At 64.7% G+C, this 14,206-nt stretch carries 12 protein-coding genes; 9 read left to right on the plus strand and 3 right to left on the minus strand.

Annotated elements, in window-relative coordinates:
- Nucleotides 1-2: 2 nt before the first annotated feature.
- Nucleotides 3-3,257 (plus strand): adenylate/guanylate cyclase domain-containing protein, encoded by a 3,255-nt coding sequence (locus ACXJL8_RS15420; RefSeq protein ID WP_456685198.1) that lies wholly within the window; start codon nucleotides 3-5, stop codon nucleotides 3,255-3,257.
- Nucleotides 3,258-3,308: 51 nt separating this feature from the next.
- On the opposite strand, the gene ACXJL8_RS15425 is transcribed toward ACXJL8_RS15420, so the two are convergent.
- A complete protein-coding gene (locus tag ACXJL8_RS15425) occupies nucleotides 3,309-4,532 on the minus strand; it encodes a polyhydroxyalkanoate depolymerase (protein ID WP_456617904.1) in 1,224 nt (407 codons plus the stop codon).
- A 180-nt stretch (nucleotides 4,533-4,712) separates the two neighbouring features.
- On the opposite strand from ACXJL8_RS15425, the gene ACXJL8_RS15430 reads away from it, so the two are divergent.
- On the plus strand, nucleotides 4,713-5,369 hold the full coding sequence (locus tag ACXJL8_RS15430) for a glutathione S-transferase family protein (protein WP_456617903.1): 657 nt from the start codon (nucleotides 4,713-4,715) through the stop codon (nucleotides 5,367-5,369).
- Nucleotides 5,370-5,639: 270 nt separating this feature from the next.
- On the opposite strand, the gene ACXJL8_RS15435 is transcribed toward ACXJL8_RS15430, so the two are convergent.
- The gene (locus ACXJL8_RS15435) at nucleotides 5,640-5,864 is read right to left on the minus strand and encodes a hypothetical protein (RefSeq protein ID WP_456617902.1); all 225 of its coding nucleotides are present in this window, start codon (nucleotides 5,862-5,864) and stop codon (nucleotides 5,640-5,642) included.
- 189 nt (nucleotides 5,865-6,053) lie between these two features.
- Here ACXJL8_RS15435 and ACXJL8_RS15440 point away from each other — a divergent pair, with 189 nt between their 5' ends.
- Entirely contained in the window at nucleotides 6,054-6,422 is a 369-nt protein-coding gene (locus ACXJL8_RS15440) for a hypothetical protein (RefSeq protein ID WP_456617901.1), read from the plus strand.
- A gap of 9 nt (nucleotides 6,423-6,431) precedes the next feature.
- Here ACXJL8_RS15440 and ACXJL8_RS15445 read toward each other — a convergent pair whose 3' ends face one another.
- Nucleotides 6,432-7,535 (minus strand): mandelate racemase/muconate lactonizing enzyme family protein, encoded by a 1,104-nt coding sequence (locus ACXJL8_RS15445; RefSeq protein WP_456617900.1) that lies wholly within the window; start codon nucleotides 7,533-7,535, stop codon nucleotides 6,432-6,434.
- Nucleotides 7,536-7,706: 171 nt separating this feature from the next.
- Here ACXJL8_RS15445 and ACXJL8_RS15450 point away from each other — a divergent pair, with 171 nt between their 5' ends.
- The 6 genes from ACXJL8_RS15450 (at nucleotide 7,707) to ACXJL8_RS15475 (ending at nucleotide 13,435) form a co-directional block, all read left to right on the plus strand.
- Entirely contained in the window at nucleotides 7,707-8,540 is an 834-nt protein-coding gene (locus ACXJL8_RS15450; protein WP_456618095.1) for a GyrI-like domain-containing protein, read from the plus strand.
- 134 nt (nucleotides 8,541-8,674) lie between these two features.
- Nucleotides 8,675-9,601, plus strand: coding sequence for an SMP-30/gluconolactonase/LRE family protein (locus tag ACXJL8_RS15455; protein ID WP_456617899.1), 927 nt, complete (start codon nucleotides 8,675-8,677; stop codon nucleotides 9,599-9,601).
- A gap of 140 nt (nucleotides 9,602-9,741) precedes the next feature.
- On the plus strand, nucleotides 9,742-10,335 hold the full coding sequence (locus ACXJL8_RS15460) for a GNAT family N-acetyltransferase (protein WP_456618094.1): 594 nt from the start codon (nucleotides 9,742-9,744) through the stop codon (nucleotides 10,333-10,335).
- 16 nt (nucleotides 10,336-10,351) lie between these two features.
- A complete protein-coding gene (locus ACXJL8_RS15465; protein ID WP_456617898.1) occupies nucleotides 10,352-11,998 on the plus strand; it encodes a GMC family oxidoreductase in 1,647 nt (548 codons plus the stop codon).
- A gap of 114 nt (nucleotides 11,999-12,112) precedes the next feature.
- Nucleotides 12,113-12,481, plus strand: a complete 369-nt coding sequence (locus ACXJL8_RS15470; RefSeq protein WP_456617897.1) for a hypothetical protein — start codon at nucleotides 12,113-12,115, stop codon at nucleotides 12,479-12,481.
- A gap of 183 nt (nucleotides 12,482-12,664) precedes the next feature.
- The gene (locus tag ACXJL8_RS15475; protein WP_456617896.1) at nucleotides 12,665-13,435 is read left to right on the plus strand and encodes an outer membrane protein; all 771 of its coding nucleotides are present in this window, start codon (nucleotides 12,665-12,667) and stop codon (nucleotides 13,433-13,435) included.
- Nucleotides 13,436-14,206: the final 771 nt, after the last annotated feature.

Genomic DNA, 14,206 nt, shown 5'->3' on the forward strand with positions numbered 1-14,206 from the left:
ACGTGGGCGTCCTTCCCGAACTGATGGGCGAGGACTTTGACAAGCTCGGAGTCCTGCTCGGCCATCGCCGCAAAATGCTGCGTGCTATTGCCGACCTCGATCCAGCCGCGTTGATCGCATCGCCGGCTCCTCCTCAYGACGCCGAGCGGCGCCACCTCACCGTCATGTTTTGCGATCTGGTCGGCTCGACTGCGCTCTCGGCGCGTCTCGATCCCGAGGATATGTGGGAAGTGATCCGGGCCTACCGCGCGGCCTGCGCGAGCGTCATTGCTGCTTATGACGGCAGGATAGCCAGGTTTGTCGGCGACGGAATACTCGTCTATTTCGGCTATCCTCGCGCCCACGAGGATGACGCGGAGCGCGCGGTGCGAGCGGGCCTCGACACCATCTCCGCAATTCGGCAACTCAAGACAGGCGCCGACGAACGGGTTGAACTGCGGATCGCGATTGCAACCGGGCTCGTGGTGGTCGGCGACCTCATCAGCGGAGAAGCGTCAGAGGAGTACGCAACCGTCGGCGATACGCCGAACCTCGCTGCCCGGCTCCAGAGCCTGGCGGAGCCCGGCGCGGTCGTCGTTGCTTCGTCGACGCGCCGGCTGCTTGGTGATCTCTTCGCTTTCCGCAATCTCGGCCGCCGTGAGGTCAAGGGAATAGCCGAACCCATCGCAGTCTGGGCGGTGGAGGGGGCGACCGCATCCGAGAGTCGCTTCGAGGCGGTCCACGCGGCGCGCTCGATCGGCTTTGTCGGCCGCAAGGACGAGATCGAATTCATTCTCTCGCGCCAGCGACGGGCATGGCAGGGGCAGGGCCAGATGGTATTGATTTCCGGCGAAGCGGGCATCGGCAAGTCGCGCATTGTCGCAACGCTGTCCGAAAGCCCCTCGCTGGGGGCGCACCGGCGGGTGCGATATCAGTGTTCGCCTTACCACACCAACAGCGCGCTTCATCCCTTTGTCGCGCAGCTCGAGCGCGCCGCCGGCATCCGCTCGCACGACTCGCCCGGGCAGAAGCTCGACAAGCTCGAAGCAATGCTGGCGCTGGGAACACAGCAGGTCGCCCAAGCGACACCGCTCATTGCGGCGCTGCTTTCGATCCCAACCGGAGACCATTGTCCGCCGCTCGGTTTGAGCCCGGCGCAGCAGCGGCGGCAGACGTTTGCCACCCTTCTCGATCAGCTCGAGGGGTTGGCGCGAGAGCAACCCCTGCTGATTGTCTGCGAGGACATGCATTGGGCCGATGCCACGACACTTGAACTGTTCGATCTCGCGGTCGACCGGATCAGGGGACTACCGATACTCGTGCTGATGACATCCCGGCCGGAGTTCGAGCCATCCTGGTCGGGCCTGGCCAATGTCGGTCTGTTGCGGCTCGACCGGCTCGATCGGCAGGACACGCGCGCGCTGGTCGAGCAGGTGACCGTTGGTCGCCTGCTGCCACGCGAGATGATGAAGCAGATCATCGACAGGACGGATGGCATCCCGCTATTCGTCGAGGAATTGACCAAGATGGTGCTGGAGTCCGGACTGCTCGTCGAGGATGCCGGGCGCTATCGCCTCGGTAGTCCGCTCCCACCGCTCGCTATTCCCGCGACGCTGCAGGATTCGCTGATGGCGCGGCTCGACCGGCTTGCTCCAGTCAAGGAGGTGGCGCAGATCGGCGCCGCCATCGGCCGCGACTTCTCCTACGCGCTGCTGAAATATGTGGCGGGACGCAATGACCTGACGCTGACCGCTGCGCTGGAGCAACTCGAAGAGGCCGAACTGCTGGTGCGTCGCGGGGCTCCGCCCGACGCAAACTATAGTTTCAAGCACGCTCTTGTCCAGGAAGCGGCCTACGAGAGCCTGCTCAAGAGCAAGCGGCAGGTGCTTCACACGCGTATCGGCGATGTCCTGCGCGAGAAGTTTCCGGTCGTGGCCGAGACCGAGCCGGAAGTTCTGGCGCACCACTTCACCGAGGCCGGGCTGAACCAGGTCGCCCTCGAGTGGTGGCGCAAGGCGGGACAGCAGGCGCTGAAGCGCTCGGCCTATTCCGAGGCGATTGCGCATCTCGGCAAGGCGGTTGCCACCGCCGATGAATTGCCCGATGCGCCCGACCGGATGATGAGCAGGCTTCATTTGCAAATTGCCTATGGCCGCGCATTGCGGGGCGGCCTCGGGCACAGCGCTCCCGAAACGGTAGCCGCATGGACGCGCGCCCGGCAGTTCGCGGCCGACATCAATGATCCGGTTGAACTTGCGCCGGTCCATTCGGGCCTCTTCAATGCCTGCCTGACACACGGCGAACTCGCGCCGATGCGGGAGCTGGCGGATGCCATCAGGAGCGCTGCTGACCGACGGCCGGACTCGCCGGTGGCCGCCGTCGTGGCCCATTGGACCGGCGGGGTTACCTGCTGGTTCGGGGGCGACTATCTGAACGCGAGAGTGCATCTCGAGCATGCGCTGGAGATCTATGGTGCCGAGCCGGATCCCGCGACGTTCAGGGCTTCGGCGCTGGATCTTCCGTTCGTGATCATGAGATTTCTTGCCCTGGTGCTGTGGCCGCTCGGCAGGATCGCGCGCGCGCGCCGGCTCGCCGCCGAAGCGGTGAGTGCGTCGGGAGAAAAACGGGCGCTGTCCCAGGCCAATGCGCTGGTTCATCGCGCTGTGTTCGACGGACTATGCGGCGGCATGTTGCAGCAAACGGAGACGATCCTGGCGCTCGGTCTCGCGCGCGACCACACGATGCCGCTGTATGTGGCCGCCGGCACCTACCTGGATGGCCTGGCCAAGTGGCGTGCCGGCGACCGAACGACCGGACTGACGGACATGCGCCGCGGCTGGACCTTGCTGCACGAGAATGACTGCTATCTCTGTGAACCGTTTTGGGGGATGCATGTCGCCATGGCGGCCGCAGAGTCGGGCCAACTCGACAACGGGCTGGACATCCTGGGCGAATTGATCGCATGGGCGGGGCAATCCGGTCAGCATTGGCTTGATGCCGAGCTGCATCGCGTCCACGGCGAACTCTTGTCGCGCCATGACCCTTGCGACGAATCCGGTGCCGAAACTGCTCTCAAACGCGCGCTGGAAATCGCACGACACCAACAGACGAAGACCTTCGAGTTGCGCTGCGCCCTTGGACTTGCACGCCTGCACAGGACAAACGGCCGAGCGGGCGCGGTATCCGAGGTGCTCGCGCCCGTCCTCGCTGAGTTCGATGCGGAGCGAAATCTTCCCGAAGTCGAAGCAGCGAAAGAGCTGCTCAGGCAAGAGCGTTAGGCAGGTGCCGTTTCTCCGGCTGGCCGTCGGTCCGCGCCAGGAGATGACGGGTTACGAATTCACGTGCACGAAATCCCGCAGCAGCGGATAGATCTCGTTGTTCCAGCGCTTGCCCGAGAACACGCCGTAATGGCCTACGCCGGCCTGCATGTGGTGCACCCGGCGATAGGCGCGCACGCCGGTGCAAAGGTCTTGCGCCGCGAGGGTCTGGCCGATCGAGCAGATGTCGTCCTTCTCACCCTCGACCGTCATCAGCCCCATGCGGCTGACGGCCTTGGTGTTCACCGGCCGTCCCCGATGCATCAGCTTGCCCTGCGGCAGCAGATGCTCCTGGAACACGTCCCGCACGGTCTCGATGTAGAATTCCGCGGGCAGATCCATCACCGCGAAATATTCGTCGTAGAAGGTCTTGATGGTCGCCGCCTTCTCCTTCTCGCCCTTGGCGATGTGATTGGCGAGGTCCATGTGCTGCTTGATGTGCCGCTCGAGATTCATCGAGACGAAAGCCGTTAGCTGCACGAAGCCCGGATACACCTTGCGCAGCGCGCCGCGGCACTGCACCGGCACGTAGTTGATCAGATTGCTCTCGAACCAGTCGATCGGCCTGCTCTTGGCAAACTCGTTGACCCTGGTCGGCTGGATGCGCGTGTCGATCGGCCCCGCCATCAGCGTCAGCGTCGCGGGCCGCGACGGATGATTGTCCTCGCACATGATCGCGGCGGCCGCGAGCGCCGAGACCGACGGCTGGCAGATCGCGACCATGTGCGGGCGCGGACCGAGTTGTCCGAGGAAGTCGATGAGATGCTCGGTGTAGTCGTCGAGCCCGAAGCGGCCCTCGCTGCGCGGGATGTCGCGCGGATTGTGCCAGTCGGTGATGTAGACGTCGTGGTCCTGGAGCAGCGTCTTCACGGTGCCGCGCAGCAGCGTCGCGAAGTGGCCGGACATCGGCGCCACCAGCAGCATGCGCGGCTGCCCGGGCGCATCCGCCTTCTTGAAGTGCAGCAGCGAGCCGAACGGGGTGGCGTAGGCAATCTCCTCGGTGACGGCGACCTCGCGGTTTCCGACCATGACGCTGTCGATGCCGTAGGCCGGGCGGTGATAGGTGAGGGTGGAGCGCGAGATCAGTTCCAGCGCCGCCGAGAGCCGGTTGACGACCTGATCCGACATGCCCTGGGGCACCAGATTGAGGAATTTGAGCGCGGACGAGGCTCCCGCCCGCCACGGCGCCGTCAGGTCCATCTGGTTTTGAAAGGCCTGATAATACATCGACATCATACTGAAGTGCCCACCTGTCCCATGCTGCCATGCAATATCGAAGCCAAAGCCGAGTCAAACCGCCCGGAAAACTGGCACATCGCTTGCTCATCAACCCGGGTGTACACACGGGAAGCACAGGTAATGGGCACGCCGGCGGGCCGGGCGGGGTGCCGGTTTCAGGCGTGAGGGAAGGGGCAAATGGCGAAAGCGACACTGACCATCAGCAGCAAGAACTACTCGTCCTGGTCGCTGCGTGGCTGGCTGCTGACGAAGTTTTCCGGGCTCGATTTCGAGGAGATCGTCACCGCGCCGGACGACGCCTCCGCGCGCGCCGAGATTCTCCTGCTGTCCTCCTCGATCCTGGTGCCGTGCCTGCGGCACGAGGGCGCCACCGTCTGGGACACGCTGGCGATCGCCGAATATCTCAACGAGGTGATGCCGGACGCCGGGCTATTGCCCGCCGACCGGGTCCAACGGGCGCATTGCCGCTCGATCTGCGGCGAAATCCATTCCGGCTTCACCACGCTGCGCGCCTCGCTGCCGGTCAATCTGAAGGGGCATTTCCCCGGCTTCAAGATCTGGTCGCGCGCCCAGGCCGATATCGACCGGGTCTGGGCGATCTGGCGCGACTGCCTGGAGCGGTCGGGCGGTCCGTTCCTGTTCGGCGAGAAGCGGACCATGGCGGATGCGATGTACGCGCCCGTGGTGACGCGCTTCGTGACGTATGACGTCAAGCTCGAGCCGCGGCTCAAGGCCTATGCGGATACCATCATGGCGATGCCGGAGCTGAAGGAGTGGATCGCGGCGGCCAAGGAGGAGCCGGCCGAGATCGAGGAGCTCGAGGTCGAATATTAGGCAGATGTCGTTCGCCCTGCCCGTTTCGGCGGCGGAATCGAGGGGCGCGCAAGCCGCGCTTCAGCAGTTAACGTTTGGTGCCGCTGCCGGCGCGTGGCCCCCGGGGGCACGTTGCAGATATGGTACGTGCGAGCGGGACGGCTTCGACATCTAGCCGTGAACAGGCGTGGACAGGGCCTTTCGGCTGATTCGGACGTGATTCGTTCGGGCCGCGTTCCGAAGATTAAGACGGCGCGCGGCCCCGTTGCATTTTGAGACAGAAATGACGTGTCAGGCCGCCCCGCTATGCTTCATGCGCGGCAGGCGCCAGCCGATGACGGTTGCTTCCACCGCGATCCCCGCCTCGTGGTTCTGCCAGCGTCCCTCGACATAGCGGCAGGCAAACGGCAATTGATACGTTCCGCTATGGTCCTCGCACAGCACTTCGACCGGCAGACCCGGTGGTGGTTCTCCGGCGCCGTCGAATTCCGCCAAACGTCTGTCGCGCGTTGCCATTCCAAAAATCTCCCCTAATGAAAGTCGGAAGGCGGCAGAGCGCCCACTTCTCCGCATCCATCCCGATCATCGCTCCCCGTCCAGGGAACGGATGCAAGCTCAACGCGAGAATGCGGTACGAGTGTGGTAGCCTTCGGCCGCCGCGCTCAATCAGCGCAAATTGACGTGATTATCTGATGAGGAACCTGCATGCTGCTTCGAGGCGCCGGCGTCTGTTTCGCACTGTTGCCGCTCGCCACGCTGGCGCCTCTCCCGCTCCGCGCGCAGGACGTGCCCGGCATCGAGATCTGCACGGTCGAGAAGACCATGGAGCGGCGCACGAGCTGCCTCCAGAGCAACGTCGATTTCCTCCAGAAGACGATCACCAAGCTGACCCTCGATCACCAGCAGAAGCTCGATGCGGCCAATCGCCAGATCGACGCGTTGAAGACGAGCGTCGCCGGCTTGCAGAAGACGCTCGGCGATCTCCAGGCCGTGCAGGCGAAGACGGCGGAGGACGCAAAGAAGAAGGCCGACTCCAAGGACGCGCAGCCCGCGGCCAAGGATGCGCCGAAATAGGCGCGGCGCTCACGTGACGCGATATCGCTCCATCACGCCGCGATCGGGTTCAAGGCCGAGACCCGGGCCGGTCGGCACCGCAACATGGCCGGTGGCATCGACATCGGCGCGGCCGTCCCAGAGGCATGCCTCGCGCTTCAGGTAGAACATCTCGACGAGCCCGTCCTCGCGCGCCGCCAGGAGATGCAGCGTCGCCAGCAGGCCCGGGCCGAAATACGGCGAATGCGGGACGATCTTGACGCCGAGCCCATCTGCGAGTGCCGCGACCTTGAGAAACTCCGTGATGCCGCCGACCTTGATCACTGACGGCTGGGCGTGGGTCACCGCGCCTGCATTCATCATCTGGCGGAATTGATATTCCGTGCAGGCGTTCTCGCCGGCGGCGATGCCGAGCCCGCCCTTGCTGCGCACCTCGGCGAGCGCGGCAAAATCCTCCGGCGGCCAGACCGGTTCCTCCAGAAACATCGGCCGTGCGTCCCCGCAAGCCTTTGCGAACGCGATCGCCTGCTCGCCGGTGAGCGGGCAATTCATGTCGACCATCAGCGGAATGTTGGGGCCGATCGCCTCGCGGGCGGCAAACACTGCCGGCACCGTGGTCTCGTGCAGCTTGATGGCGCCGTAGCCGAGCGCGAGCGCCTTCTTGCATTCGGCGCCGATGTTCTCGGTCGAGCCGATCCGCAGCAGGCTCGCATAGGCGGGAATGGCTGTGCGCCTGGTCTCGCCGAGCAGGCGGTGCAGCGGCACCCCCTCGATCTTCGCGGCGAGGTCCCACAACGCGATGTCGAGCCCGGAGATCGCGAACATGGTGATGCCGTAGCGGCCGAACAGATGCAGGTTGCGCTGGATCTGCTCCATGACCGCGGGAATGCCGGCGGCATCAGGCACCTTCAGCCCGCGGGCCTGCGGTGCGATCATCTCCTCGACGGCATTGCGCGTGGTGCGCGGGCAGACATAGGCGAAGGCATCGCCCCAGCCGGTCAGTCCGGCGTCGGTCGTGACCTCGACCAGCACCATGTCGAGCGCGGAGATTGCGGACGCGCCCTGGCGAAAGCTCGCGACACCGGCGTCATAGGGGATGCGGATATGGTGCGCCCGCACATCGGTGATCTCCATGACGCGGTTCCTCTTTCTCGTGAGCGGTTTCAATGAGTGTAGCTGCCAATGCCGGGGCGTTGCCAGTGGCTATTGCCGGACTATCCTCATGCGAGGACAGCAATGCCGATCAAGCGAGGCGGTGGTGATCGGCGCATCATCGCCAGGCTTCGAACGAGGGCCTTTGACGTCATGAACCCAGCCCAGCGCGCGCTCTGGTATATCGAGAGCCATCTGGCCGAGCCGATGACGCTCGACGAGATCGCTGCGATATCCGGCGTGTCGCGGTTCCACGTCGTGCGCGCGTTTGCCGCAGCCACCGGACTTCCGGTGATGCGCTACGTGCGCGCGCGGCGGCTGACGGAAGCGGCGCGCAGCCTCGCGAACGGCGCGCCGGACATTCTGTCGCTGGCGCTGGAGGCGGATTACGGCTCCCACGAAGCATTCACCCGCGCGTTCCGCGACCAGTTCGGCACCACGCCCGAAGCGGTGAGGGCGGCGGCGTGCGTCAATGACCTCAAGCTTCAGGAGCCGATCCTCATGGACTCCACCATGCTCGACCATCTCGCGGCCCCGCGGTTCGAGACCGCGAAGGCCTTCCTCGTCGCCGGCCCGAGCGAGCGCATCTCCTGCGACAACGGCGCCGCCATTCCGGGCCTGTGGCACCGCTTCCATCAGGAGGTTGCCGACATCCCTGCGCGCATCGGTGGCGTTGCCTATGGCGTCTGTTGCAACGGCGATGATTCCGGCAATTTCGACTATATCGCCGGCGTCGAGGTCGCCGATTTCTCCGACCTGCCGCGCCGCTTCGGCCGCATCCGCATCCCCGAGCAGCGCTATGCGGTGTTCACCCACACCGACCACGTCGCCTCGATCCGCCGCACCGTCAACACGATCTGGAATCAGTGGCTGCCGGCCTCCGGCCAGAAGGCCGCGGATGCGCCGAGCTTCGAGCGCTATGACGAAAAATTCGATCCCGCCACCGGCAATGGCGGTTTCGAAATTTGGATACCAGTGCGCGAGTAACACGCAACGCTGGCATACCGTCCCGCTTGCTTGGCAAGCCTCGGCGACTTTGCCATAACCGCATGCAAATCTTGCGTGCGAGGCCCGTGCCGGACATCCCGCGCAAGCCATAACAAGCGCCGGGAGGTCCAGACATGTCCAACGTCCGCGTTCTCGCCACCGACCTCGAATTTCCCGAAGGGCCGGTCGTGATGCCGGACGGCTCGGTGGTGCTGGTGGAAATCCGAGGGGCACGCCTGACCCGGGTCTATCCCGACGGGCGCAAGGAGATCGTGGCCAAGGTGCCGGGCGGCCCGAATGGCGCAGCCCTCGGCCCCGACGGCAAGATCTACATCTGCAACAATGGCGGCTTCTCCTGGATTCCGGCCGGCAAGATGATCATGCCCGGCCCGCAGCCGAACGACTATCTCGGCGGCTCGATCCAGCGCGTCGATCTGCAATCGGGCAAGGTCGAGACCGTCGTGACCAAATGCGGCGAGCACGATTTGCGCGGACCGAACGATCTCGTCTTCGACAAGCACGGTGGCCTCTGGTTCTCCGATCTGGGAAAACGCCGCGCACGCGAGATGGACGTCGGCGGCATGTACTACCTCAAGCCCGGCATGACCGAGATCGTGGAGGTCGTGCACGGCATACTGCCCGCGAACGGCATCGGGCTCTCGCCGGACGAGAACACCGTCTACATCGCGGAGACGCCGACGGGACGGCTCTGGGCCTACGGGCTCTCCGCGCCCGGCACGCTCAAGCCGGCCGACGTGATCTATCGCGGCGAGCGGGGCAAACCGATCTGCGGCCTCGGCGGCTACCAGATGTTCGACTCGCTCGCGGTGGAGGCGAACGGCAATGTCTGCGTCGCGACCCTGGTCTCCGGCTGCATCTCGGTGATCGCGCCGGACGGCACGCTGGTCGAGCAGGTCCCGACCGGCGACCGCGTCACCACCAACATCGCCTTCGGCGGCCCTGAGCTCAAGACCGCCTACATCACGCTGTCCGGCAAGGGCGAACTGATCGCCATGGACTGGCCGCGCGGCGGATTGCCGTTGAACTTTTTGAACAAGTGACGATGGCGTAGTACGCCATCGTCATCCCGGGGCGGCTCGGAGAGCCGAACCCGGGATCTCGAGATTCTCAGGTGCGCAATTGCGCACCATAGTTCGGTCCTGCGGACCGCCCCGGAATGACATTCATGAGGAACGATACAATGCCCTGGCCCGACCCCATCACCCTGCGCGGACAGCACGCCCGTCTCGAGCCGCTGTCGCATCAGCACCGCGAGGGGCTGGTGGAGGCCGTGAAGGACGGCGAGCTCTACACGATCTGGTACACCGCGATCCCGACGCCGGAGAACGTGGCCAAGGAGATCGACCGCCGCTTGGGCCTCCAGGCCGCAGGCTCCATGCTCCCCTTCACCGTGTTCGACGCCGGCGGCAAGATCGTCGGCCAGACCACCTACATGAACATCGATGCCGCCAACCGCCGCGTCGAGATCGGCTCGACCTGGTATGGCAAGAGCGCGCAGCGCGGGCCGCTCAACACGCAATGCAAGCTCTTGCTGCTCACCCACGCCTTCGAGACGCTGAACTGCATTGCGGTCGAGTTCCGCACCCACTTCTTCAACCACCAGAGCCGCCGCGCCATCGAGCGCCTCGGCGCCAAGCAGGACGGCATCCTGCGTAGCCACCAGGTCGCGCCGAACGGCACGCTGCGCGACACCGTGGTCTACAGCATCACCGCCGCCGAATGGCCGACGGTGCGGACGCATCTCGAATATCAACTCAACGACAAGCCGCGCTGATAGGCGCCGAGGCAAGATGGACAGATTTGATTATGTGATTGTCGGCGCGGGTTCGGCCGGTTGCGTGCTCACCAGCCGGCTGAGCGAAGATCCGAACGTCAGCGTCTGCGTGCTCGAGGCGGGCCCCAGCGACTGGCATCCCTACATCCATCTGCCGGCGGGTTTCATCAAGACCTTCCACATGAAGAGCATCAACTGGGCCTACCAGCAGGAGCCGGGGCCTTACACTGGCGGGCGCAGCATCTACGCGCCGCGCGGCAAGACGCTCGGCGGCTCGTCTTCGATCAACGGGCACATCTACAACCGCGGCCAGCGCATGGATTTCGACACCTGGGCGCAGATGGGCAATCGCGGCTGGGGCTATGCCGACGTGCTGCCTTACTTCAAGCGGCTGGAGAAGCGGGTCGGCGAGGGCGAGGACACCTATCGCGGCCGCGACGGCAATCTCATCGTCACCACGATGGAGTGGCGCGATCCGCTCTGCGAAGCCTTCATGGAAGGCGCGGTTTCGCTCGGCATCCCGCGCAATCCCGACTACAACGGCAAGACCCAGGAAGGCGTCTCCTACTGCCAGCGCACCATCGACAAGGGCCTGCGCGTCTCCGGCTCGACCGCGTTCCTCAAGCCCGCGATGAAGCGGCCCAACGTGCATGTGCATACGCATGCGCACGCGACCGAGATCATCTTCGAAGGCAAGCGCGCCGTCGGCGTGCGCTACATGAAGGGCGGCCGCGGCGGCACGCCGGTGGAGGTTCGCGCCAACAAGGAGGTGATCCTCTCCGGCGGCACCTATAATTCACCGCAGCTGCTCCAGCTCTCCGGCATCGGCTCGCCGGATCTGTTGCAGGCCAACGGCATCGCCGTGCGTCACGCATTGCCGGTCGGCGAGGGCCTCCAGGACCACTACGCGCCGCGCACGGTGGCGCGCGTCAAGGACATCAAGACCATCAACGAGCTCCGCCGCGGCTTCTCGCTGTGGATCGAGGCGCTGAAATGGGCCACCACGCGCCGCGGCCTGCTGTCGCTGTCGCCGACCATGGTCTATTGCTTCTGGCATTCCGGCGAGAGCGCCGACAGCTCCGACCTGCAGCTCACCTTCACGCCGGCCAGCTACAAGGAAGGCGTGCAGGGCCAGCTCGAGGACGAGCCCGGCATGACGGTGGCGTCCTGGCAGCAGCGCCCGGAAAGCCGCGGCTATGTCCGCATCCGCTCGGCCGATCCGTTTGCGCCGCCGATCATCCAGACCAACTATCTCGACGCCGAGCTCGACCGCCGCGTCATCGTTGGCGGCATGAAGCTCGCGCGACGCCTGCTGAAGAGCGCGCCGCTGTCGCCCTATTACGCCTACGAGGATTTCCCCGGCCCCAACATCAACACCGACGACGAATTCCTCGCCGCCGCCACCGAACGCGGCACCACCACCTTCCACCCCGGCTGCACCTGCCGCATGGGCCCGGCGGATTCCACCTGGGCGGTGGTCGACGACCAGCTCCGCGTCCACGGCCTCCAGGGCCTGCGCGTGATCGACGCCTCGGTGATGCCGCGCATGATCTCGGCGAACCTCAACGCCTCGACGATGATGATCGCCGACCGCGCTTCCGATTTGATCCGCGGCAAGGTGCCGATGGAAGCCGCGCGCATTCCGGACGCAGCGGTGGCGTGATCTGCGTAGGGTGGGTTAGCGAAGCGTAACCCACCACTTCTTTCGATGCGGAGACAAAAGAGGTGGGTTACGCTGACGCTAACCCACCCTACGAGCTGAAGGCGTCGTAGCCACTTGAGCGCAGAGCAAAATCGTCCACTCACGGATGCCGAGCGTGATCTTGCCCGCTGGATGCTGGAGCACGGCACGGAAGAGGCAAGGCAGTATCTCGATCAGCTCGAGTTGGCTGAAGTAACACCCTGGAAATGTCTGTGCGGGTGCGCCAGCATCAATTTCCAGATCAGGGGACATGCTGAGCCACCGCCCGGTGTCCGTATTCTCGGTGACTTCCTGATCAATCGAGGCGGCCACCCCAGCGGTATTTTCATCTTTTCGAGCGGCGGCTTGCTGAGAGGCATCGAAGTCTTCGGCTTGGCGGGCGATGCGCCGTCTGTGCTGCCACGACCTGAAAGCTTGTCTGCATTTGAATCCGATACTTCGTAGCCCGGATGGAGCGAAGCGCAATCCGGGATGATCGCATCCGCCCGCACGCCGTTCCCCGGAACCAGCGTCAGGTTGATAGGCCCTTTGGTCTCCAGTGTTGCGCTCAGGTGACATGAATTTCAGAAAGCAATGATAGGTTGCATGTGGGGGCTCCGCAGTAGATTTCGATTCGGGGTCGACACAATGAAGAAGATCTTGCTGGGCACGGTTGCCCTCCTCGCGCTCGTCGCTCCTGCCTCGGCCGCTGACCTGGCGGCGCGGCCGTACACCAAAGCGCCTCCTCCAACGGTTCCGTTCTACGACTGGAGCGGCTTCTACATCGGCATCAATGGTGGCGGCGGCTCTGCCCGCAAGTGCTGGGACCTGGTCAATATCGGTGGCGCGGTTGTCGCTCCGGCCGTTTCCATGGGGTGCCACGATGCGACAGGGGGCACGGCCGGCGGTCAGATCGGCTACCGCTGGCAGACAGCGGGTTGGGTGTTCGGCGTGGAGGCACAGGGCAACTGGGCCGATTTCAGGGGGGCCAACGCCAACTCCGTCTTCGCGGGCGTCCAGGATGAATCAAAGATTGATGCGTTCGGCCTGTTCACGGGCCAAGTCGGCTATGCCTGGAATAACGTGCTGCTCTATGTGAAGGGTGGCGCCGCAGTTGTCAGCGACAAATACCGTGCTTTCGATATTCCGACCGGGCTGACGATCAACAATGCGAGTGAAACCCGCTGGGGTGGCGCGGTCGGGGCCGGTCTCGAATTTGGCTTCGCTCCGAACTGGTCGGTCGGTGTTGAATACGATCACCTGTTCATGGATCATCGCGACGTGAACTTCCACTTCACCGGGACCTTTGGTCTTGCGGCGGGCGCTTTTGCGGGAACCGCACGTATTGGCCAGGACGTCGACATCGGCCTGGTTCGCGTGAACTACCGCTGGGGTGGCCCGCTGGTCGCGAAGTACTGATCTTCGCTCGAACGGGAAGCGTCGAACTGAACTGGTCCAACGTCGCGCGGGCGAGGTGGGTTTCGTTACGCTCGGTTTGCACGACTTCCCCGGATTGCGCCGCGCTCCATCCCGGCTACGTGGCCCGTCGGGCAAAACATCCCGCCGCTCGTCAACCCCTTCGCGCGAAAATATTCCACTTTATCGAAATTCGGAATTGCGGCATACATCGAAACAGCCCGGCCCACGAAGAGGGGCGGTTCGCGAGTCGTTCGAAACGCGGGCCGGGTTGCGGTGGACGCGGCAGCGTCGGCACGAGAGGTAGCGGGCAGGGCGGGTAGTCCCTGTGAGTCCGCGGCCACGTGTAGACGGACGGCGCTGAGCGCGTACGGCAAAACCGTGTGGTCCTGGCCGTCGTTGCTACGGTCAAGCCTTTCGCGGAGATGTGCGCGAGCCCAACCGGGCAGACGGCATCGTCAATTCGCGGGGCGAGGGAGGCCAGAAGGAACTCGGCTCCCGGGAGAGCACGGCATAAGCCGTCCAACCACCGCGCAGGGAAGGCCGTGTGTACGGCTTCACCTGTATGCCGCTGTGCAGTTTTTCTGCGTGTGCTTTCGCACAGCGGACCGTGGGTGCCAGCCGGCATCCGGCCTTCCCTGCGCCCTCTGCTTGAAGAGGGTGGAGAGATCGAAGCAAAGCTCGGGCGGGATCAGCCGCGAGGATGCGAAGGTGTGTCTGCGATAAGGGTGCGAGTTGAAGGATGGCGGCGATGCCACTTGCTCCGTCATTGCG

Source organism: Bradyrhizobium sp. P5_C11_2 (assembly GCF_054049755.1).

Bases quoted from the DNA above. Each gene is read 5' to 3' on its own strand.
- ACXJL8_RS15460 (WP_456618094.1), top strand. From the start codon at position 9,742: ATGCCCTGGCCCGACCCCATCACCCTGCGCGGACAGCACGCCCGTCTC.
- ACXJL8_RS15450 (WP_456618095.1), top strand. From the start codon at position 7,707: ATGAACCCAGCCCAGCGCGCGCTCTGGTATATCGAGAGCCATCTGGCC.
- ACXJL8_RS15435 (WP_456617902.1), bottom strand. From the start codon at position 5,864: ATGGCAACGCGCGACAGACGTTTGGCGGAATTCGACGGCGCCGGAGAA.
- ACXJL8_RS15455 (WP_456617899.1), top strand. From the start codon at position 8,675: ATGTCCAACGTCCGCGTTCTCGCCACCGACCTCGAATTTCCCGAAGGG.
- ACXJL8_RS15440 (WP_456617901.1), top strand. From the start codon at position 6,054: ATGCTGCTTCGAGGCGCCGGCGTCTGTTTCGCACTGTTGCCGCTCGCC.
- ACXJL8_RS15465 (WP_456617898.1), top strand. From the start codon at position 10,352: ATGGACAGATTTGATTATGTGATTGTCGGCGCGGGTTCGGCCGGTTGC.
- ACXJL8_RS15425 (WP_456617904.1), bottom strand. From the start codon at position 4,532: ATGATGTCGATGTATTATCAGGCCTTTCAAAACCAGATGGACCTGACG.
- ACXJL8_RS15430 (WP_456617903.1), top strand. From the start codon at position 4,713: ATGGCGAAAGCGACACTGACCATCAGCAGCAAGAACTACTCGTCCTGG.
- ACXJL8_RS15445 (WP_456617900.1), bottom strand. From the start codon at position 7,535: ATGGAGATCACCGATGTGCGGGCGCACCATATCCGCATCCCCTATGAC.
- ACXJL8_RS15475 (WP_456617896.1), top strand. From the start codon at position 12,665: ATGAAGAAGATCTTGCTGGGCACGGTTGCCCTCCTCGCGCTCGTCGCT.